Origin of the sequence: Pueribacillus theae (genome assembly GCF_003097615.1) — a bacterium.
Classification (GTDB): Bacteria; Bacillota; Bacilli; order Bacillales; family UBA6769; genus Pueribacillus; species Pueribacillus theae.
In genome coordinates this window covers 168,502-189,401 of the sequence record NZ_QCZG01000002.1, presented here as the reverse complement: position 1 = coordinate 189,401, position 20,900 = coordinate 168,502, and the positions used below count along the sequence as shown (strand labels likewise).

At 41.7% G+C, this 20,900-nt stretch carries 15 protein-coding genes; 14 read left to right on the top strand and 1 reads right to left on the bottom strand.

The window, feature by feature from the left end; translation table 11 throughout:
* Positions 1–191: 191 nt before the first annotated feature.
* From DCC39_RS02345 to glnA, 14 genes are all read left to right on the top strand, one after another.
* The gene (locus DCC39_RS02345) at positions 192–1,115 is read left to right on the top strand and encodes a dipeptidase (RefSeq protein ID WP_240613493.1); all 924 of its coding nucleotides are present in this window, start codon (positions 192–194) and stop codon (positions 1,113–1,115) included.
* 197 nt (positions 1,116–1,312) lie between these two features.
* Positions 1,313–3,082: a 2-oxoacid:acceptor oxidoreductase subunit alpha gene (locus DCC39_RS02340; protein ID WP_116553261.1), complete on the top strand. Its 1,770-nt coding sequence runs from the start codon at positions 1,313–1,315 to the stop codon at positions 3,080–3,082.
* Positions 3,060–3,926: a 2-oxoacid:ferredoxin oxidoreductase subunit beta gene (locus DCC39_RS02335; protein WP_116553260.1), complete on the top strand. Its 867-nt coding sequence runs from the start codon at positions 3,060–3,062 to the stop codon at positions 3,924–3,926. The genes DCC39_RS02340 and DCC39_RS02335 overlap by 23 nt, the downstream gene beginning before the upstream one ends.
* 144 nt (positions 3,927–4,070) lie before the next feature.
* Positions 4,071–5,588, top strand: a complete 1,518-nt coding sequence (gene miaB, locus DCC39_RS02330; protein ID WP_116553259.1) for a tRNA (N6-isopentenyl adenosine(37)-C2)-methylthiotransferase MiaB — start codon at positions 4,071–4,073, stop codon at positions 5,586–5,588.
* On the top strand, positions 5,585–5,950 hold the full coding sequence (locus tag DCC39_RS02325; RefSeq protein ID WP_116553258.1) for a RicAFT regulatory complex protein RicA family protein: 366 nt from the start codon (positions 5,585–5,587) through the stop codon (positions 5,948–5,950). The genes miaB and DCC39_RS02325 overlap by 4 nt, the downstream gene beginning before the upstream one ends.
* 231 nt (positions 5,951–6,181) lie before the next feature.
* Complete coding sequence (locus DCC39_RS02320) at positions 6,182–6,742, top strand: outer spore coat protein CotE (RefSeq protein ID WP_116553257.1); 561 nt, start codon at positions 6,182–6,184, stop codon at positions 6,740–6,742.
* Between the two features lie 367 nt (positions 6,743–7,109).
* Entirely contained in the window at positions 7,110–9,683 is a 2,574-nt protein-coding gene (gene mutS, locus DCC39_RS02315; RefSeq protein WP_116553256.1) for a DNA mismatch repair protein MutS, read from the top strand.
* Between the two features lie 4 nt (positions 9,684–9,687).
* On the top strand, positions 9,688–11,517 hold the full coding sequence (gene mutL, locus DCC39_RS02310) for a DNA mismatch repair endonuclease MutL (protein WP_116553255.1): 1,830 nt from the start codon (positions 9,688–9,690) through the stop codon (positions 11,515–11,517).
* The gene (gene miaA / locus DCC39_RS02305; RefSeq protein ID WP_116553254.1) at positions 11,514–12,461 is read left to right on the top strand and encodes a tRNA (adenosine(37)-N6)-dimethylallyltransferase MiaA; all 948 of its coding nucleotides are present in this window, start codon (positions 11,514–11,516) and stop codon (positions 12,459–12,461) included. The genes mutL and miaA overlap by 4 nt, the downstream gene beginning before the upstream one ends.
* Before the next feature lie 33 nt (positions 12,462–12,494).
* A complete protein-coding gene (gene hfq / locus DCC39_RS02300; protein WP_116553253.1) occupies positions 12,495–12,725 on the top strand; it encodes an RNA chaperone Hfq in 231 nt (76 codons plus the stop codon).
* A 189-nt stretch (positions 12,726–12,914) separates the two neighbouring features.
* On the top strand, positions 12,915–13,844 hold the full coding sequence (spoVK, locus tag DCC39_RS02295; protein ID WP_116553252.1) for a stage V sporulation protein K: 930 nt from the start codon (positions 12,915–12,917) through the stop codon (positions 13,842–13,844).
* Positions 13,845–13,892: 48 nt separating this feature from the next.
* The gene (gene hflX / locus DCC39_RS02290; RefSeq protein ID WP_116553251.1) at positions 13,893–15,140 is read left to right on the top strand and encodes a GTPase HflX; all 1,248 of its coding nucleotides are present in this window, start codon (positions 13,893–13,895) and stop codon (positions 15,138–15,140) included.
* 55 nt (positions 15,141–15,195) lie between these two features.
* Positions 15,196–16,491, top strand: a complete 1,296-nt coding sequence (locus DCC39_RS02285) for a methionine gamma-lyase family protein (protein ID WP_116553250.1) — start codon at positions 15,196–15,198, stop codon at positions 16,489–16,491.
* Positions 16,492–16,561: 70 nt separating this feature from the next.
* A complete protein-coding gene (glnA, locus tag DCC39_RS02280; protein WP_116553279.1) occupies positions 16,562–17,899 on the top strand; it encodes a type I glutamate--ammonia ligase in 1,338 nt (445 codons plus the stop codon).
* 117 nt (positions 17,900–18,016) lie between these two features.
* Here the strand turns inward: glnA and DCC39_RS02275 are convergent, their stop codons facing one another.
* Entirely contained in the window at positions 18,017–20,890 is a 2,874-nt protein-coding gene (locus DCC39_RS02275; RefSeq protein ID WP_116553249.1) for a S8 family peptidase, read from the bottom strand.
* Positions 20,891–20,900 lie beyond the last annotated feature (10 nt).

Genomic DNA, 20,900 nt, shown 5'->3' with positions numbered 1-20,900 from the left:
GGCTGGCCAGTAACAAAGGCTTTCAGCCGTAGAGCAAACCACCCGTTCACACGGGTGGTTTTGATTTGATCACAGATTTTCGTTTGCAAAGCCAGACAACGAAATATAAATTAGTTTAGGGTTTTGCCTAGTGAGAGCCGCTGGGAATTCCGGCTTTTAAGGTAAATTGTTTGGAAAAGGGTTGATAAGTATTGAGAATTTTTGATGCCCATTGTGATGTTCTGTATAAAATGTGGTCTGATCCCTCGATCGATTTTTACAGCGACAATAAATTGCATACGGATTATGTCTCCTTAAAAAAAGCTGCTTCGACGAATATTCAATGCTTCGCCATCTACATCCCTCCTCGTATCCATGAAAGCCTTCGTTTTCAAGCCGCCCTCGAAATGATCAACATCTTCTATGATAAAATTTTGACATTCCCTGACATTCGATTGATCACTACAAAAAATGATGCGTTAAATTTACAAGATAACGAAGTGGGCGCTATTTTAACGCTTGAAGGATGTGAGGCAATTGGGAGCGACTTAATAAGATTAAAAACACTATTTCGCTTAGGTGTCCGTTCGGTTGGCTTAACGTGGAATGAGGCAAATGCGGCCGCTGATGGAATATTAGAAGAAAGAGGGGCAGGTCTAACCTCCTTTGGAAAAAAAGTCGTGAAACTTAATAATCAATGCCATGTTTGGACCGATGTTTCCCATTTATCGGAAAAGGCGTTTTGGGATGTGATTGAATTGTCTGACTATCCTATTGCATCGCATTCCAATGCTAAAACCATTACGAATCATCGACGAAACTTAACCGATGCTCAAATTCTTTCATTGATAAAAAAGGATGGCGTTATCGGAATTACTTTCGTTCCAGAGTTTCTAAAAGAAAGTGGAGAAGCAACGATAGGCGACATATTAAAACATATCGATCACATCTGCTCGCTAGGGGGATATCGGCATATAGGTTTCGGTTCGGACTTTGATGGGATAGACACAACGCCCGCACAACTTACAAACTATTCTAAGTATCCGTTGCTAATCAATGAACTCCTTAAACGATATCCAGAACATATTGTAAAAGGATTTTTGTATAACCATTTTTTGAATCGGATCCCTTTTTAATTTTCCGAAGGATGCCAGAAAAAATCCTTAAAGAATCAGAAAACCAGCTACATTTTAGGGTTGCAAGATTCGATATTAGGGCGTATTATAGAGTCGACTAAGTCGATCTTTCTTTAATAAAGTAATCCTAGTAAATCTATGTGATATTTAGTTGAATGCGTAGCCCTTTAAGGATTTTTTGAGAGGTGGAAAATAGAATGAAAAATCAACTTTCATGGAAAGTTGGGGGACAGCAAGGAGAAGGAATTGATAGCACAGGAGAAATTTTTGCGATTGCATTAAATCGAATGGGCTATTATTTATATAGTTACCGCCATTTTTCATCACGGATTAAAGGCGGCCATACAAACAATAAAATCCGTGTAAGCACGTCAGAAGTCCGTTCAATTTCAGATGATTTGGATTTATTGATTGCTTTTGATCAAGAAACGATTGACGTGAACGCCCATGAGTTAAACGGCAATGGCGTGATTATTGCCGACGCGAAATTCAAACCAAGGAAGCCGGAAGGCATTGCTGCTCAATTATTTTCTGTTCCGTTTACAGAAATCGCAGCAGAGCTAGGAACTTCTTTAATGAAAAACATGGTGGCAATCGGTGCTTCCAGCGCTGTTCTAGGTTTGGACATTACGATTTACAAAGAAGTCGTCGAAGAAATCTTTATGAAAAAAGGCCTGCAAATCGTTGAAAAAAATATGGATGCCATACGTGCGGGCTACGAATTTTTCAATAAACAAGCCGGCGGCCAAATGGAAAACTTTGAACTTGCAAAAGCAGACGGCAAACGGCGCATGTTCATGATCGGGAACGATGCGATTGCGCTCGGGGCGCTTGCTGCAGGCTCCCGTTTTATGGCCGCTTATCCGATTACGCCTGCTTCTGAGATTATGGAATTCTTGATCAAAAAACTACCGGAAGTAGGCGGTACGGTCATTCAAACGGAAGACGAAATTGCCGCTGTTACAATGGCAATTGGCGCGAACTATGCCGGAACGCGCTCCTTTACCGCTTCAGCCGGCCCGGGATTGTCATTAATGATGGAAGCCATTGGGCTATCGGGCATGACGGAAACTCCCCTCGTTATTGTCGATACCCAGAGAGGCGGACCCAGCACAGGGCTTCCTACGAAACAAGAGCAGTCTGACTTAATGCAAATGATTTACGGGACCCATGGCGAAATACCAAAAATTGTTATGGCGCCAAGCACTGCAGAAGAAGCATTTTATGATGCGATTCAAGCATTTAATCTAGCGGAAGAATACCAATGCCCTGTTATTTTATTGTCTGATCTGCAGCTTTCGCTCGGAAAACAAACGGTAGAGCCGTTTGAATACAATAAAATCAACATCCAACGCGGCAAGCTTATAAAGGATGAACAGCTTCCAGAACTGGAAAACAAAGATTACTTTAAACGCTATGAACTTACCGAAGATGGCATTTCACCGCGAGTGCTCCCAGGCACAAAAAATGGAATACACCACGTTACCGGTGTCGAACATGATGAAACTGGAAAGCCTTCGGAAGCTGCGTCAAACCGGAAGCTTCAAATGGAGAAACGTTTGCGTAAATTGAACAATATCGTTGAACGTTTTGATAAGCCTGTTCATTTTACGCTTCTTCATGATGAGGCTGATGTCCTTTTAATTGGGTTTAATTCTACGAGGGGTGCGATTGAAGAAGCAATGGATCGTCTTCAGGAAGATGGAATAAAAGCAAACCATGCGCATATCCGACTTCTGCATCCTTTTCCGGCAAACGAATTGAAACCAATCATTGATCAAGCGAAAAAAATTGTCGTCGTTGAAAATAACGCAACAGGCCAACTGGCGAATTTGATTAAAATGAATATCGGCGCAGCAGAAAAAATTCAAAGCGTGTTAAAATATGATGGAAATCCATTTTTGCCAAATGATGTCTACACGAAAGTTAAGGAGTTGTTTCTAGTTGGCAACCTTCAAAGATTTTAGAAATAAAGTAAAACCGAATTGGTGTCCAGGCTGTGGGGATTTTTCTGTTCAAGCTGCGATTCAGCGCGCTGCGGCCGGTATCGGTTTAGAACCTGATGATTTAACGGTCATATCTGGAATCGGCTGTTCAGGCAGAATATCAGGCTATATCAATTCTTACGGTTTTCATGGTGTCCATGGCCGAGTGCTTCCAATCGCCCAAGGGGTGAAAATGGGCAACCGGGATTTAACTGTTATCGCTACTGGTGGAGATGGCGATGGATTTGCGATTGGAATGGGGCATACGATCCATGCGATTCGCCGAAACATCGATATTACGTATATCATCATGGATAACCAAATCTACGGATTAACGAAAGGCCAAACGTCTCCCCGTAGTGATGTCGGATTCAAAACGAAAAGCACGCCGGAAGGCTCGGTTGAATCTACGCTGTCCGTTATGGAAATGGCTTTAACTGCTGGAGCTACCTTTGTCGCCCAAAGCTTTTCAAGCGATGTAAAAGAATTAACTTCCCTCATCGAACAAGGGATTCAACATAAAGGTTTTTCACTCATAAACGTTTTTAGCCCTTGTGTCACATATAACAAAATAAACACATACGACTGGTTTAGAGAAAATCTCGTCGATTTAAACGATATCGAAGGCTATGACACGGAAAATCGCATCATGGCGATGAAAACGTTGATGGAAAATAACGGTCTTGTCAAAGGATTAATTTACCAGGATCAACAGAAAAAATCTTATCAAGAGCTCGTTTCAGGGTACAGTGAATCATCTTTGGCCCATTCTGAACTAGAGTTAGAGGAAAACAAATTTAAAGAGTTAATGGCTGAATTCATATAGTTCTTTCTGCTCCTATTCGTAATGGGATAGAGAGCTTTTTTCTTTTTATGCAACATTTGTTATAATGTTATGGTTGATTAAATGAAAAGAAAAGCAATTTACTAGGAAAATCAGAGTTTTGTTTAGAAAAAGGAGGAGAAAAAAATGACAAATAAAGTTAGTGCAAATAATTCTTCGGACTTAAAATCCGAAAAGGATTATGCGAAATATTTTGAAACGACTTATCAGCCGCCATCATTAAGAGACGCGAGACGGCGCGGCAAAGAAGAAGTCAATGTACATTATGATTTCGAGATTCCTGAAGATGTAAAAAATATCGGAGCCGATCGTAAATATCTCATTCGAACATACGGCTGCCAAATGAATGAGCATGATACGGAAGTGATGGCAGGCATATTGGAAAACCTTGGCTATGAAGCTACTACGGTAGATGAAGAAGCCGATGTCATTTTGCTTAATACGTGCGCCATCCGTGAAAACGCAGAAAATAAAGTATTTGGCGAAATTGGACACCTTAAAGCGCTTAAAAGAGAAAAGCCGGAGCTTATTCTAGGTGTTTGCGGTTGCATGTCACAGGAAGAATCTGTCGTGAATCGAATTTTACAGAAGCATCCCCAAGTTGATTTGATTTTCGGCACGCACAATATCCACCGTTTGCCAACGCTTTTAAAAGAAGCTTTATTTAGCAAAGAAATGGTTGTGGAAGTTTGGTCTAAAGAAGGCGACATTATTGAGAATTTGCCCCGCGTACGCAAAGGCAATATTTCAGGCTGGGTTAACATTATGTACGGCTGTGACAAATTCTGTACGTATTGCATTGTTCCTTACACAAGAGGGAAAGAGCGAAGCCGCTTGCCTGAAGACATCATTGAAGAAGTGCGCCAGCTCGCACGGCACGGTTATCAGGAAGTGACATTATTAGGTCAAAATGTAAATGCATACGGGAAAGATTTTGACTTCGAATATGGGCTAGGCCATTTAATGGATGAAATCCGCAAAATCGGGATTCCGCGAATTCGCTTTACGACGAGCCATCCTCGCGACTTTGACGATCATCTTATCGAAGTGCTCGCAAAAGGCGGAAACCTTGTGGAGCATATCCACTTGCCTGTTCAGCACGGCAATTCTGATATACTGAAATTAATGGGACGCGCCTATACCCGTGAACAATATTTAGAGCTTGTCCGTAAAATTAAAGCGGCCATTCCGAACGTTGTTTTAACAACAGATATTATCGTCGGTTTCCCGAATGAAACGGAAGAGCAATTTGAAGAAACACTTTCCCTTTACCGCGAAGTCGGCTATGACAGCGCATATACATTTATTTACTCTCCGCGCGAAGGTACGCCGGCAGCCAGAATGAAGGACGATGTCCCAATGTCAGTGAAGAAGGAACGTTTGCAGCGCTTGAACGCGGTTGTTAATGAAACGGCGCTGGAAAAGAACCGAAACTATGTCGGGGAAGTCGTAGAGGTGCTTGTGCAAGGGGAAAGCAAAAAAAATAAAGACGTGTTAACAGGCTATACGAGAGGAAATAAAGTGGTCCATTTCCAAGGGCCGAAATCATTAATCGGACAGCTTGTCAATGTACGGATTACAACTGCAAAAACATGGACATTGGACGGGGAATTGGAAGAAATGTACGAGGTGAAAAGCTCATGACGTATACGAAGGAACAAATCATTGAAAAAGCGCTCGAATTGGCGGATATGATTTCAAACACAGAAGAAGTGAGCTTTTATAAAAAAGCGGAAGAAAAAATTAACGGGCATGAGAAGGTTCAGGGCTTGATTGCCGAAATTAAAAAACATCAAAAAGAAGCGGTCAATCTGCAGCACTACCGCAAACATGAAGCCCTCAAGCAGGTAGAAGAAAAAATTGACCGTTTGATGAATGAAGTGGATGAAATTCCTTTAGTAAAGGAATTTAAACAATCTCAAACCGAAGTAAATGATCTACTGCAAATGATTGCATCTACGATTTCAGACACCGTCACAAACAAAATAACAAATTCGAACAACTAACAGAAAAAGGCACTTTTCAGTGTCTTTTTTTCGTGAAAATCAATCCCGCCTCATGCTCCTCGTCTTTGGCAAATAAATGGATGAAATCGGCCTTTTTCGCCGATTTCAACTAGTCCGGCCTCCGGCTTCTGGCTTCTTAAGAAGAACGCGTAAGCGTTTTTCTTGCGATGTAACACAGGTCATATGCCTTGCATAGGATGTCAGTGAAGAAAAGAAGAGGAGGTATGATTAATGGCTGACAATTATAGAGAGATCATTGCCAAAGCCGTTTGCGGAAAAGGCCGCAAATATTCAAAAGCAACCCATACAGTAAATCCAACACATAAACCAACAAGCATTTTAGGCTGCTGGATCATAAACCATGATTATAAAGCAAAAAAGGACGGAGAACATGTTGAAGTTGAAGGCTCTTATGATATAAACTTATGGTGTTCCTACAACAAAAATACGAAAACAGAAGTTGTCACTGATACAGTAAAATATAAAGATATTATCCCTCTTAAAATCCATGATGAAAATACGGTAAGTGATGAATACGATGTTGTCGTAAGAGCCATACAACAGCCAAACTGCTTGGAAGCAACCATTGCGCCTAATGGCCACAAAATTCTCGTTCAAGTGGAAAGAGAATTTGTTGGAGAAATTTTATCTGAAACAAAATTGGTTGTCGCTGTTAACCCTGATGGGATCGTTGAAGAATTTGATGATGATGACCACACAGATTATGATCTCGATGATGAAGAATTTGAAGACTTGGATGCTGAATTCTTACTCGGGGAACTTGATGAATAATACACGAGAGGAGAAGAAATTCTCTTCTTTTTTTATTCTTTGGCTCTGTTCAACGGTACTGTTTGCAGCCCCACGGGCACGATTGACCTTCCGAGAAGCGGCAAGGATGTAATTACAAACGGATGCAAAGTTTTGCACCTGCGTTTGACCAGCTTATGCTCTGGTGTAGGCTTCCTCGGTGCAAGGCAGCTAAGATGCCAGAGCAAGTCGTCGCCTTCCTCGCGAAAAAAAGGTTCTCTACAGGCAAAATCGTCCCCGCTAATGTTCATTTATCACCAAGGTCATTCTTTTAGAGAAAAAAGACCGATATGTTATAATAAAAACAGATTGAATATGGACTAGAACGTGAAATAAGGTGGGTAAGACAATGGCCGAATACACCCCAATGATCCAACAATACTTACAAATAAAGGCACAATATAAAGATGCCTTTTTATTTTTTCGTCTTGGCGACTTTTACGAACTTTTTTTTGAAGATGCGGTAAAGGCGGCCAAAGAATTGGAAATTACACTAACAAAACGGGAAGGCGGCTCAGAACAACCGATTCCGATGTGTGGCGTTCCGTATCATTCCGCAGAAGTGTATATTGCCCAATTAATTGAAAAAGGGTATAAAATAGCGATATGTGAACAAATGGAAGATCCAAAGCAAGCGAAAGGGGTTGTCCGGAGAGAAGTTGTTCAAGTCATCACACCGGGGACAGTGATGAGCCAATCAATGATTGATGAGAAACAAAATAATTTTATCTCTGCGATTACCCCTTGCCATGATGAGACGTATGGACTTGCGACAAGCGACTTGTCCACAGGGGAAAATTATGTGACGAGCGTTTCAGGCGGCATTGACGCGTTAATCCATGAGGTATCAGCGATGAGGATAAAAGAGATTATTCTTCCGACAACGCTCTCAAATGACGATAAAAATGAATTAGTAAAACGGTTGAACATAGCCGTATCGTATGAAGATGAAATAAATATTTCTGAAAACTTTCAGCCAATTATTGAAGGGCTTCGTGAGGAAAAATATTTACATACCTTTGGCCGACTCTTAAACTATTTGCTGCGCACACAGAAAAGATCACTTGATCACCTACAGCCAGTTGAAATCGTAAAACAAAATGAATATATGAAAATCGATTTTTTTTCAAAACGAAACTTGGAGCTTGTGACTACGATTCGAAAGCAAGGAAAAAAAGGCTCGCTTGCATGGCTTTTAGATGAAACTGTCACGTCGATGGGCAGCCGCCAATTAGTTAGATGGATTGAGCGCCCTTTAATTGACCGTGGCCAAATTGAAAAGCGCCAAGAAATGGTTCATAGCCTTGTGGAGCATTTTTTCCAGCGTGAAGAGATTCGCCAGTTGTTAAAGGGAATCTATGATTTAGAAAGGCTGGCAGGAAAAATTTCTTTCGGGAACGTAAATGCGAGGGAGCTTGTCCAGCTAAAAAAATCACTCGCCCAAATTCCAGAACTCATCCGTTTATGTCATGAACTGGATAACCACTACATGAACGAATTAATTGCAGAAATTCCGCCGTTCGAACCGCTTACAGCAAAATTGGAAAAGGCATTGCAGGATGATCCACCCATTTCCATTAAAGAAGGTGGAATCATTCGCGATGGATACAACGATAAACTTGATGAGTATCGAAAAATAAGTATAAATGGAAAGGATTGGCTGAAAGAATTAGAGCTTAAAGAGAAACAAGAAACAGGCATCAAATCATTAAAAATTGGCTTTAACCGTGTTTTTGGCTATTACATTGAAGTGACGAAAGCAAATTTGCATCTCTTGCCTGAAGGCCGCTATGAAAGAAAGCAAACATTGACAAATGCGGAGCGGTTTATTACACCTGAATTAAAAGAGATGGAAATGAAAATCTTGCAGGCTGAAGAAAGTTTAATTGATTTGGAATATGATCTTTTTATTCAATTAAGGGAAGAAATAAAGGGCTATATTCCTGATTTGCAGCTTCTTGCCAAAAAAGTAAGCGAAATTGATGTGCTTCAAAGCTTTGCGTTCGTAAGCAATGACAATCATTACGTTCGCCCCATGTTCAATGATGAAAAAGTAATCATTCAAAACGGCCGGCATCCTGTCGTTGAGAAAGTGCTTGATGACGCCCATTACGTTGAAAATGACATTTACATGGACGATGAGCGTGAGATTCTCCTCATAACTGGGCCGAATATGTCAGGGAAAAGCACCTATATGAGACAGCTCGCTTTAACGGTTATTATGGCTCAAATCGGCTGCTTCGTCCCTGCGGAAGAGGCGAGCTTGCCTATTTTTGACCAAGTGTTTACGAGAATTGGCGCAGCAGATGATTTAATCAGCGGACAAAGTACATTCATGGTTGAGATGCTAGAAACAAAATATGCGATTGAACATGCAACAAAAGACAGCTTAATTTTACTAGATGAAATCGGAAGGGGAACTTCTACGTACGACGGAATGGCATTGGCACATGCGATTATCGAATATATCCATAATGAAATCGGTGCAAAAACATTATTTTCCACCCACTATCATGAATTAACTGTTCTTGAGAATGAACTATCGCGCTTGAAAAATGTTCATGTGAAAGCAGTTGAAGAAGAAGGCCGGGTCGTCTTCCTGCATAAAGTGCTCGATGGCTCAGCTGATGAAAGTTATGGCATCCATGTTGCACAGCTTGCTGAGCTGCCGGATAACCTTATCAAACGGGCGCAAACAATTTTAAAAGAACTTGAAGACAAAAATCATAGCCATGAAAACATTGCGGCAACGAATCAGCTTTCTCTTTTTCCGTTGGAAGAAGCAACAGAAAAGCGGAAAGAAGACAATAAAATTGTTGATGAAGTTGCTTCGTTGGACTTATTATCGATGACACCAATTGACGCGATGAATGCCCTTTACCAATTGCATGAAAAAGCAAAAAGAGCAAAAAGAAAGAGGTGATCGAATGAATAAAATCGCCATTCTGAACGAACAATTATCCAACCAGATTGCGGCAGGGGAAGTAGTGGAACGGCCTGCATCGGTTGTAAAAGAACTCGTTGAGAATGCCATTGATGCAAACAGTACGATTATTAAAATTGAAGTGGAAGACGGTGGATTGCAATCGATTCGGATCACAGACAACGGGGACGGAATTGACAAGGATGATTGTGAACGTGCTTTCCAGCGCCATGCGACGAGCAAAATTAAACATGAACGTGATCTATTCGCCATTCGTTCATTGGGATTTAGAGGCGAGGCGCTTCCTAGCATTGCATCAGTTTCAAAAACGGATGTCAAAACCTGTACAGGCGATGGGCCTGGAACGCATATTGAAGTGGAAGCGGGCGACATTATAAAAAAATCGCTTGCGAACAGCCGCAAAGGAACAGAGATAACCGTCAGCAAATTATTTTTTAATACGCCGGCACGGTTAAAATATTTAAAAACGGTCCATACTGAATTAAGTAATATATCCGATGTTGTGAATCGTTTGGCGATGGCACATCCGGAAATATCCTTTCAATTATTACATAATGGGAAAGAAATGCTAAAAACAAACGGCAATAACGAGCTTTTGCAAGTGATTGCTTCAATCTACGGGTTATCTGTTGCAAAGAAAATGGTTCCTTTTGCAAAAGAATCCCTTGATTTCAAAATTTCGGGATTCCTGGCAAAGCCGGAAGTGACAAGATCGAACCGAAAAGCGATCTCAATTTTTATCAATGGCAGATATATTCGAAATTATGCCATTTCCAATGCAATTATCGATGGTTACCATACGTTGCTTCCGATTGGCCGCTTTCCAATTGTTATCATTCATATCAAAATGGATCCGTCGCTTATCGATGTGAACGTCCACCCATCAAAGCTTGAAGCAAGGGTAAGCAAAGAGAATGAATTAAACGAATTGATTCGAACAACAATAAAGTCGGCTTTTAAACAGGAGGATTTGATTCCTGAAGCAGTCCAGCCGAAACCGAAACCAAAACAGGATGTTCAAGGAAGCTTCGATTTCCAGTTCAGGGCACATGAGAAGCAGCAATTGAAAAATTTTTTGAAAGAAGAGCTATTCAGCCCATCCGAGCAACAAAAAACAGAGAAAATTCCTTTCCCCCAGTACGAAATAGAAGAGGAAAGTGATGAAAATGTAGTAGTAAAAGAAACAATGGCCAACGAAATCGAGTCGCAAAGAAAGAGCAGCGATGTAAAGCGAATCCCGCCGCTTTATCCGATCGGGCAAATGCATGGCACTTACATTCTCGCCCAAAATGAAACTGGATTGTACTTGATTGACCAACACGCTGCCCAAGAAAGGATCAAATACGAATTTTTCCGGGAAAAAGTGGGAGAAGTGACGGATGAACGCCAAGAACTGCTCGTTCCGATTACATTCGAATTTAGCCATCAGGAAGCCATATTAATTCATGAAAAACTCGATTTGTTCAAGCGGTTTGGCATCTTTTTCGAATCCTTTGGAGATACAACGTTTATCGTCCGTTCCCATCCGCAATGGTTTCCGAAAGGCCAGGAAGAGAACACCATTCGAAAAATTGTTGAACTTATTTTGGAAGAGAAAAATCCAGATCTTAAAAAACTCCGTGAAGACACGGCGATTATGATGTCTTGTAAACTCTCAATAAAAGCCAATCACTTCCTGAGGAATGAAGACATGGTTGCACTGCTGGAATCCCTCAGAAACTGTATCGATCCTTATACATGCCCGCACGGGCGTCCAGTTCTTATTCATTTCTCGACATATGAATTGGAAAAAATGTTTAAGAGAGTGATGTGAAGCAATTGAAGAGAGAGCGTTTGCTCGTTATCGTCGGGCCAACCGCTGTTGGCAAAACGGAAATCAGCATCGAGTTGGCAAAACGATTTGATGGCGAAATCATCAGCGGAGATTCGATGCAAATTTATCGCGGCCTTGACATTGGGACAGCGAAAATTACGCAGGATGAGATGCAAGGAATTCCACATCATATGATCGATATTAAGGAGCCTACTGAGACATTTTCAGTTTCTGAATTTCAGGAGCAAGCACGCCGTTTCATTTCCGAGATAAGCAGGAAAGGCCGTCTTCCAATACTTGTCGGCGGAACAGGGCTTTATGTTCAAGCGATTACACATGATTATCAATTTACCGATATCGGTTCAGATGACATGTTTCGAAAAGAGATGGAGGAATTCGCTGACAAATATGGGAATGAAGCCCTTCACGAAAAGCTGAAAACAAAAGATCCCGAAAGCTATAAAAGAATCCATCCGAATAACCGCAGAAGAGTGATACGGGCGTTGGAAGTGATAGAAAATACCGGGGAACCAATAACAGCGAATAAAGAAACGAGTCTGGCCATCTATGATGCGATATTCATCGGACTTACAATGGATAGGGAAAAGCTTTACGAAAGAATAAACCGGCGCGTCGATCATATGGTTGAAAAAGGACTGATTGAAGAGGCGTATCATTTATATAAAAAAGGAATCCGAAATTCCCAAGCTGCCCAAGCAATCGGATATAAAGAGCTTTTTCAGTATTTTGACGGAGACTTGTCAAAAGATGAAGCCATTGAATTGCTAAAACAAAATTCTAGAAAGTATGCAAAAAGACAATTCACTTGGTTCAAAAATAAAATGCAAATTGACTGGTTTGATATGTCGGATCACCCCAACAAAAAAAAATATGAAATCATTGAATATGTTGCAGGAAAGTTAAACCGAATAGAGAACCAATAGGTAAGCAGGAATGTGAAAAGAGGAGGACTACGAATGAAGCAGCAGATCAATATTCAAGACCAATTTTTAAATGCTCTACGACGTGAAAATACTTTCGTCACCGTATATTTAACAAACGGGTTCCAGCTAAAAGGCTTAATTAAAGGATTTGATAATTTTACAGTCATGTTGGAATCTGAAGGCAAACAGCAGCTTATTTACAAACACGCCATCTCCACCTTCGCCCCAAGCAAAAATGTTAAATTTTCAGATGACGAAAGCTAAAATGCTCCCAACTGGGAGCATTTTTTAATGAGGTAGCTTTAATACAATTGATGAGTCAAAAATCAACAGAGAGCTTTACTAATCTGGCTTCCGGCCTCTGATCTCTAATTTCTGGAAATGGGCTTTTGTCACACTTTTTTTCCGTTTTCGTATACTAATTACGGAAAAAGAAAAGTGAGGTGAAGCTTCATGAGCAGCACTACAGTTAAGAGAACGAGTGGGCAAATTAATATTGTTTTAAACCAACGAAAAAATCAGACCAACTCATCAATGATCGACGGCATGGATTTGACGAAGCATTATCCTCTTGAAAAAATTCAAAAAGAATTAAATACCCTTGTCGGCATGGAAGAAATTAAACGTTTTATAAATGAAATTTATGCATGGATTTATATTAATCGCTGCCGTAAAAACATTGGTTTGAAACAGGAGAAGCAAGCGCTCCATATGCTATTTAAAGGTAATCCCGGAACAGGGAAAACAACGATTGCCCGATTTTTGGCGAAGCTGCTTTATGAGATGGAAGTGTTGTCAAAAGGCCATTTAATTGAAGCGGAGCGGGCGGATCTCGTCGGTGAATATATCGGCCACACGGCACAAAAAACACGGGATCTTGTTAAGAAAGCCCATGGCGGGATCTTATTTATTGATGAAGCTTACTCATTGGCAAGGGGCGGGGAAAAAGATTTCGGAAAAGAAGCGATTGATACGTTAGTGAAAGCAATGGAAGACAACCATCAGGATATTATTTTAATTCTTGCCGGGTACCCGAAAGAGATGGACTATTTTATGTCAATGAATCCTGGTATGCCATCTAGATTTCCTCTTGTTGTTTCTTTTCCAGACTATACGAATGATGAATTAATGGAAATTGCAAGACGGATGTCACATGAAAGAGATTACGTATTGTCAAAAGAAGCGGAATGGAAAATAAAGAATCATCTTGAACGATATAGAGCAACCAATTCTCGCACATTCAGCAACGCGCGCTATATTAGAAATTTAATTGAAAAGTCGATTCGGAAGCAAGCAGTCAGACTGTTAAAAGATGAAAATTTCGATCGAAAACAACTCATGACATTGCTGGCGGTAGATGTACAACTAGAAGACGACGCATAATTTTGATATGATGAATACACGAAAACAGAAGTGAAAGAAGGTTGCTGATTGATCGAAAAAGAAGAAAAGGAAAGAGCCGTCCTTGTAGGATGTGAACTTCCGCAAATGAACAGCACACAATTTGAAGAGTCAATGAAAGAGCTGGAAGCATTGACGGAAACAGCAAATGGCAGCGTCGTTCACGTTTTTACCCAAAAGCGCGAACGAGTTCACCCTGCTTTTTATATTGGAAAAGGTAAATTAAAAGAGATACAGGCTTTTATTGAAATGGAAGACATCCATCTCATTATCTTCAATGATGAATTATCCTCAGGGCAATTGCGGAATTTAACCGATTTTTTTGGAATAAAAATTATCGACCGCACACAGTTGATTTTAGATATTTTTGCTGCGCGCGCCCGCTCCAAGGAAGGAAAGCTTCAAGTTGAATTGGCCCAATTAAAATATACGCTTCCCCGTCTTGTAGGGAAAGGGATTGTTCTTTCCAGGCTTGGCGGTGGAATAGGGACAAGGGGGCCGGGGGAAACACAGCTGGAAACCGATCGCCGCCATATCCGCAGAAGAATTCAAGCGATAGAGCAGCAGCTTCAAAAAGTTGCCCAGCATCGTTCACGTTATAAAGAACGCCGCAAAAAAAATGATGTCATACAAGTAGCGCTTGTTGGCTATACGAATGCAGGAAAATCCACCCTTTTTAATCGGCTGACAAAGGGAGATTCTTATGAAGAAGACAAATTATTCGCCACACTCGATCCGTTAACGAGAAAAATGGAAGTCTTTCAAGTGCTCGATGTTTTGTTAACGGATACGGTTGGTTTTATTCAAGATCTTCCAACTGCTCTTGTCGCAGCATTCCGATCAACGCTTGAAGAAGTCGCAGAAGCGGATCTTATTTTGCATGTGACGGATGCCTCACATGACAACTATTTGGATCATGAGCGGACAGTGAATCATTTATTAACAGAATTGGGTGCCGATCGGATTCCAAGAATCGTCGTTTACAACAAAAAAGATTTACTTAAGGATAATTTTTTTGCAACATCGGAAGAAGATTTTATCTTAATTTCAGCTTACAATGAGAACGATCTTGCTAAGCTTGTTTCAATGATTCGAGAAAAACTGAAAGAACAGATGGTTCCTTATACTCTTCGCGTTTCTTCAAGTGAAGGCAAGCTCCTTTCCACACTTGAATCGAAAACGCTTATGGCCGAAAAATCTTGGACGGAAGCCGAACAGGCATTTTTTATTAAAGGAATCGCGCCTAAAAATATCGTAAATTCAATAATGAAAGAATAGCGTCCATGTTTAAGGACATTGCAGACTCATTGAACAACCTTTAAAAGGAGGCAGCATGTACAACGAATTGCAATTCGGCAAACAGCTAAAAAGCATAGCAGATCAAATGGAAGAACAAATTTCTACGATACATAAACAAATTGACGAGGTGGCGGAAAACAATCAATTTAGAGTGCTTAAAGCATTTCGGAACAACCAAGTGAGCGACTTTCATTTTACACCGTCAACTGGATACGGCTACGACGATTCCGGAAGAGAGACGCTTGAACGAGTATATGCACAAGTATTTGGTGCAGAAGCGGCATTGGTTAGGCCTCAAATGATGTCAGGAACACATGCTATTTCACTCGCGCTATATGGTGTATTAAGACCCGGTGATGAGCTGCTTTATATTACAGGTGAACCATACGATACACTTCATGAAGTCATTGGGATTCGAGGTGGCAACAACGGGTCCCTGAAAGAATTCAATATAAGCTACAATGATGTTCCGCTCACAGAAAGCGGCCGTATGGATTATGAAGGAATTAAAGCAAGCATCAATAAAAAAACGAAAGTCATTGGCATTCAACGATCAAAAGGGTATACGGATAGGCCGCCTATTACGATCGATGATATCGAAAAAATGACAGCTTTTGTTAAAGAAATAAAGAAAGATGTTATCGTTTTTGTTGATAACTGCTACGGCGAATTTGTAGAAGAAAAAGAACCATGCCATGTAGGCGTTGATTTAATGGCGGGTTCACTTATCAAAAATCCCGGAGGCGGAATCGTCAAAACAGGCGGTTATATTGTCGGGAGAAAAGAGCTCGTTGAACAATGCTCTTATCGATTTACAACGCCAGGCGTCGGGGCGGAGATTGGTGCGACTCTCTATAGTTTGCCTGAGATGTATCAAGGCTTTTTCCTCGCCCCTCATACAGTAGCGCAAGCATTAAAAGGCGCTGTGTTTACGAGTGCGATGATGGAACATTTTCACTATGTTTCATCTCCGCGTTGGGATGAAAAGAGGGGTGATCTCGTCCAATCTATCCAATTTAATAATGAAAAAGAAATGATTGCATTTTGCCAAGCAATCCAGTATTCTTCTCCTATAAACGCACACGCCACCCCTTTCCCGAGCGAAATGCCTGGCTATGATGATGCCGTCATTATGGCTGCAGGCGCATTTGTTCAAGGTTCAAGCATTGAATTATCAGCAGATGGCCCAATACGCCCTCCATACATTGCCTATGTGCAAGGCGGGTTAACGTATAGCCATGTAAAAATTGCCACCCTGCATGCAATTGATTTCTTGGCCCAGAGAGGGTTCGTGTCTTTTCGCAAGGAACGGGTTGAACAATATGAATAAGGCGTTTAGGTTTTTTTATAAAGGTGAATAGTATATAAGATAATAAAAAATGGAGGCAAATGAAAAACACATGGGATCGATATATAATAGGGAAAATATCTTGCAATTAATGGAAAAGGAAAATGTTAAATTTATTCGCTTGCAGTTTACGGATTTGCTTGGAACGATTAAAAATGTAGAGATCCCGCGCGATCAGATTCATAAAGCGTTAGATAATAAAATGATGTTTGACGGTTCTTCCATTGAAGGTTTTGTTAGAGTCGAAGAATCAGATATGTATCTGTACCCTGATTTGGATACGTGGGTTATTTTTCCGTGGACGAGTGAAAAGGGCAAAGTGGCCCGTTTGATTTGTGATGTGTATAAAACAGATGGCACACCTTTTGAAGGAGATCCGAGGGGGATTCTCAAAAAAACATTAAAAAGAATGGAATCGTTAGGGTTTACTGAATTCAACATTGGGCCCGAGCCTGAATTTTTTCTTTTTAAAATGGATGCGAATGGCGAACCGACCCTTGATGTGAATGATAAAGGCGGTTATTTCGATCTTGCCCCAACCGATTTAGGTGAAAATTGCAGGCGTGATATTGTTTTGGAATTGGAGGATATGGGATTTGAAATCGAAGCATCCCACCACGAAAATGCGCCCGGCCAACACGAAATTGATTTTAAATATGCCGATGCTCTCACAACATGCGACAATATCCAGACGTTCAAGCTTGTTGTAAAAACGATTGCCAGGAAACACGGATTGCACGCAACCTTTATGCCAAAGCCATTATTTGGGGTGGCAGGTTCTGGAATGCATGCAAATATGTCGTTGTTTAAATACGATAAAAACGCTTTTTATGATGAAAAAGAGGAACTTGGTTTAAGCGAGGTTGCTAGGCAATTCATTGCCGGTATCTTGAAAAACGCAAGAGCATTCACCGCTGTTACGAATCCAACAGTCAATTCATATAAACGCCTTGTACCAGGCTACGAAGCCCCGTCTTATATTGCTTGGTCTGTCAAAAACCGCAGTCCGCTCGTCCGTGTGCCTTCCTCGCGGGGAATCAGCACCAGAATTGAAGTACGAAGCGTCGATCCGTCCGCAAACCCATATTTGGCGATGGCGTTGTTGCTGGCTTCAGGTCTTGATGGAATTGAAAATCACTTGATCCCTCCAGCTTCAACAGATTTTAACATTTACGAAATGAATGATGATGAACTTCATCAAGTTGGTATCTTTGCACTTCCAGATACGTTAAAAGAAGCGCTTAGAGAATTGAAAAACAATGAGTTGATGATGTCAACGCTTGGAGACCATGCATCCGAGCATTTTATTAAAGCGAAAGAAATTGAATGGGAAATGTTTCGAACCCAGGTCCATCCGTGGGAGAGGGAACAGTATATGACACTTTATTAAAAGAGGGTAAACCGTTGAGGCTATTGGCTTTGGCGGTTTTTATTTTGGGGCAAATTAGGCCATTTTCTTATTAAAAATAGAAGGCCGTCCTGAAAAGGACGGCCGCTATGCGGGAGTTTATTTTTTATATTTCTTTACGGTTATTTTGGTTGCTTTGCTTGTGTTCCCGGCGGGGTCTTTTGCTGTAACGTACAATACGGTGCCGGCTTTTTGTTTTTTGATTTTGATCTTGAATGTTCCTTTGCGATCGGCTTTTTTCTCGCCGATTGTTTTTTCTTTATGTTTTACGTATACGGTTGCGCCTGCTTCCGTTGATCCGGTTACGAAGGTGTCGCGGTCACTTACTTTATGGACCTTCGGTTTTTCCGGCGGCGTTATGTCAATGACCGTAACCAGGGCGGGTTTGCTCGTTTTTTTGGATACGCTTGTAGCCATTACATGGAGAACGGTGCCAGCTTTTTGTTTTGGAATGTTGACTTTAAACTGTCCTTTATCGTTAGGCTTTGCTGTTCCCAATGTTTTCTTATTTGCTTTAACGGTAATGGTGGTTCCCGCCGGGGCTTTCCCCGTTACGGCTGTATCCCGGTCGGTGACACGGTTGACTGTCGGAGTTGCCGGTGGCGGCGTATCCTGGACGACCACACGCACCGAAGTTTCGGCCGCTCCTTTTTTGGCTGTTAAGCGAAGAACTTCCTTTGCCTTTTGGGGCGGAATCTTGAAACTGAATGTGCCTTTGTCATCCGCTTTCCCTTTCACAAGCAAGGTTTCGCCGTTTTTGAGTTCAAGCTGTGTTCCCTTTGCTGCTTTGCCTGTGATTTTTTCGTCATTATCCGTCAACGGACGTACGGAAAGCCCCAAATCAAGCATACTTAAGGCACCCCAGGCATTCAGCCTGCCCCAGCCGGATGCTGGATCATACCCCGCCTCCAGTTCCCCGACACTAAAATCGTCATCCGGGAAATCGGGGTATTCGGGCTCTTCCACGGAAATATCGTCGGCTGTCGAATTGACGATATGCCTGATCTCATCCGGTTTTAAAGATGGGTTTGCCGACCATAATAATCCGGCAACCGCGGAAACATGGGGAGCGGCCATGGATGTTCCGCTTAAATATGTGACATTTCCGTTTGGCAGCAGGCTCGGAATTTCAACACCCGGAGCTACGAGGTCCAATTTTTTTCCGTTCAATCCTTCCCCATAATTGGAATCATCCCATACGACATCACCCCTGTACGTTGCACCGACCGCAATCGTGTATTTCGAGGCGGCCGGATAATTCAAGAATTCTCCACCGTCGTTCCCGCTTGCTGCAACCACGGTGACATTTTTCTCAGCCGCATATTTTAATACATCTTCAATCACTCTGCTCGTCGCCCCGCCCAGGCTCAGATTGATGACTTTTGCCCCTTTGTCGACGGCATGTTTAATCCCTAATGCAATTTTGTCCGATTCCCCGCTTCCGGTGGCATCCAATACTTTCACCGGTAAAATGGTGGCGTTCGGATGAATGCCTGTCATGGAATAATGATTGTCGGCAGCCGCTGCAATAATGCCGGCAACGTGGGTTCCATGGCCCTCATCATCGTAGGCATCCCCATCCCGGTTGACAAAATCATAATCGTGTTCTATGTCGATTTTTCCTTCAAAATCGGCCAGTGTATAATCGACACCAGTATCCACAACAGCAATTTTCACGGGTTGCTTCGATTGTTTTTGCTTCAAAAGCGGTTGAAGTTTTGCAAATCGGATATCTGCATGTTGTTTTCCCGATTCCTGGCCGGTATTTTCCAAGCCCCATTGGTGAGGATACTGGATATCGGTAGAATTTTTATGATAGGTTTTCACGGGTTCCGCGTATTCCACTTCAGGCAATTTTTTCAGTATGCCGGCCACTGCTTCAGTATTGGCGGCCACCTCTGCAATATACAAGTTTTTGATAGCCGTTTTCCCGTTTTCGGCCAATGGTTTCAAAGAACGCTGTTTCAATTGGGAAAAGGATTTTTTCTGGAACGATTGGAATCCCTTTTCATTTTTGAATTTCACAATCACCCGGTTTTTACTTTCTGTTGCTGCAACCAGGCCGTTTTCTTTTAAAATAGCAGAAACCTTTTTGCCTGCAAGATTGTTCATGTCCATATTTTCGGCAATCTTTTCGATTTGTTTTCGGTTGGAATCGGGTACATGCCCGATGGCGAATTCATAAAGGCTGATGATGGCTTTCTGTTCTTCCTTCGTAATGACGTGGCTGCTGTTTTCACCGTTTTCTGCAACGTCGCCAAAGAGATCTTTTAATGCGGCCAGATCTTCGTATACTTTGTTGATGGCTTTTTTGTCAAAGGTCAATTTCGAAACAAGGAAGGGTGCGGCTTTGTAATACATGGAAGATAATTCTTTTCCTTTTTCCGTTTTGGCCAATACGTTGTCCCGGATTTGGCGCAGATGTGTCAAAATTTTCGAACCGAGGGCCCGTTTGTCTGCACTCACTTCAACAGGGCATGCCTCACCGATCAAGCCCAAGTCCGTTGGCGGGAGTTTGATGCCTTCATATGTGATGTCATAAGTGGCATCCTGCTGTTCCGGATCCTCCTCGGAATGGCCGAAATATTCCACCTTTATGTAATAGGGCCCCTTCCAGGCATGCGGCATCATGACTTCAACAGGTTCGCCGTTTGTAATGTAACCTCTGTATGCATCAAAGGTTTCGTCCTGTTTTGCCCTGTTCAGATCCGGATAAACCGATACATTCCCTTCAAATGTTCCTGTGAGTTTGATCTTCATATGAGAATCTTGGTTGATTTCGTTTGCGTCCGGATTGATTTGGTACCAATGGACCTCACCCAGTTCTCCAAATGTTCCTTTAACAGTTTGTTCCTTTTTCAATGCCGTCCCCTGGCTAGGCGCTTCCGCTGCCATTGCGGCAAACGGATGCAAACAACTGATACATAATACGAAAACGATTAAAAAAGCTTTCCATTTCCTATTTTTCCCCATTTGTTCTCTC

Bases quoted from the DNA above. Each gene is read 5' to 3' on its own strand.
- DCC39_RS02340 (WP_116553261.1), top strand. From the start codon at position 1,313: ATGAAAAATCAACTTTCATGGAAAGTTGGGGGACAGCAAGGAGAAGGA.
- miaB (WP_116553259.1), top strand. From the start codon at position 4,071: ATGACAAATAAAGTTAGTGCAAATAATTCTTCGGACTTAAAATCCGAA.
- DCC39_RS02325 (WP_116553258.1), top strand. From the start codon at position 5,585: ATGACGTATACGAAGGAACAAATCATTGAAAAAGCGCTCGAATTGGCG.
- DCC39_RS02320 (WP_116553257.1), top strand. From the start codon at position 6,182: ATGGCTGACAATTATAGAGAGATCATTGCCAAAGCCGTTTGCGGAAAA.
- mutS (WP_116553256.1), top strand. From the start codon at position 7,110: ATGGCCGAATACACCCCAATGATCCAACAATACTTACAAATAAAGGCA.
- mutL (WP_116553255.1), top strand. From the start codon at position 9,688: ATGAATAAAATCGCCATTCTGAACGAACAATTATCCAACCAGATTGCG.
- hfq (WP_116553253.1), top strand. From the start codon at position 12,495: ATGAAGCAGCAGATCAATATTCAAGACCAATTTTTAAATGCTCTACGA.
- spoVK (WP_116553252.1), top strand. From the start codon at position 12,915: ATGAGCAGCACTACAGTTAAGAGAACGAGTGGGCAAATTAATATTGTT.
- DCC39_RS02285 (WP_116553250.1), top strand. From the start codon at position 15,196: ATGTACAACGAATTGCAATTCGGCAAACAGCTAAAAAGCATAGCAGAT.
- glnA (WP_116553279.1), top strand. From the start codon at position 16,562: ATGGGATCGATATATAATAGGGAAAATATCTTGCAATTAATGGAAAAG.
- DCC39_RS02275 (WP_116553249.1), bottom strand. From the start codon at position 20,890: ATGGGGAAAAATAGGAAATGGAAAGCTTTTTTAATCGTTTTCGTATTA.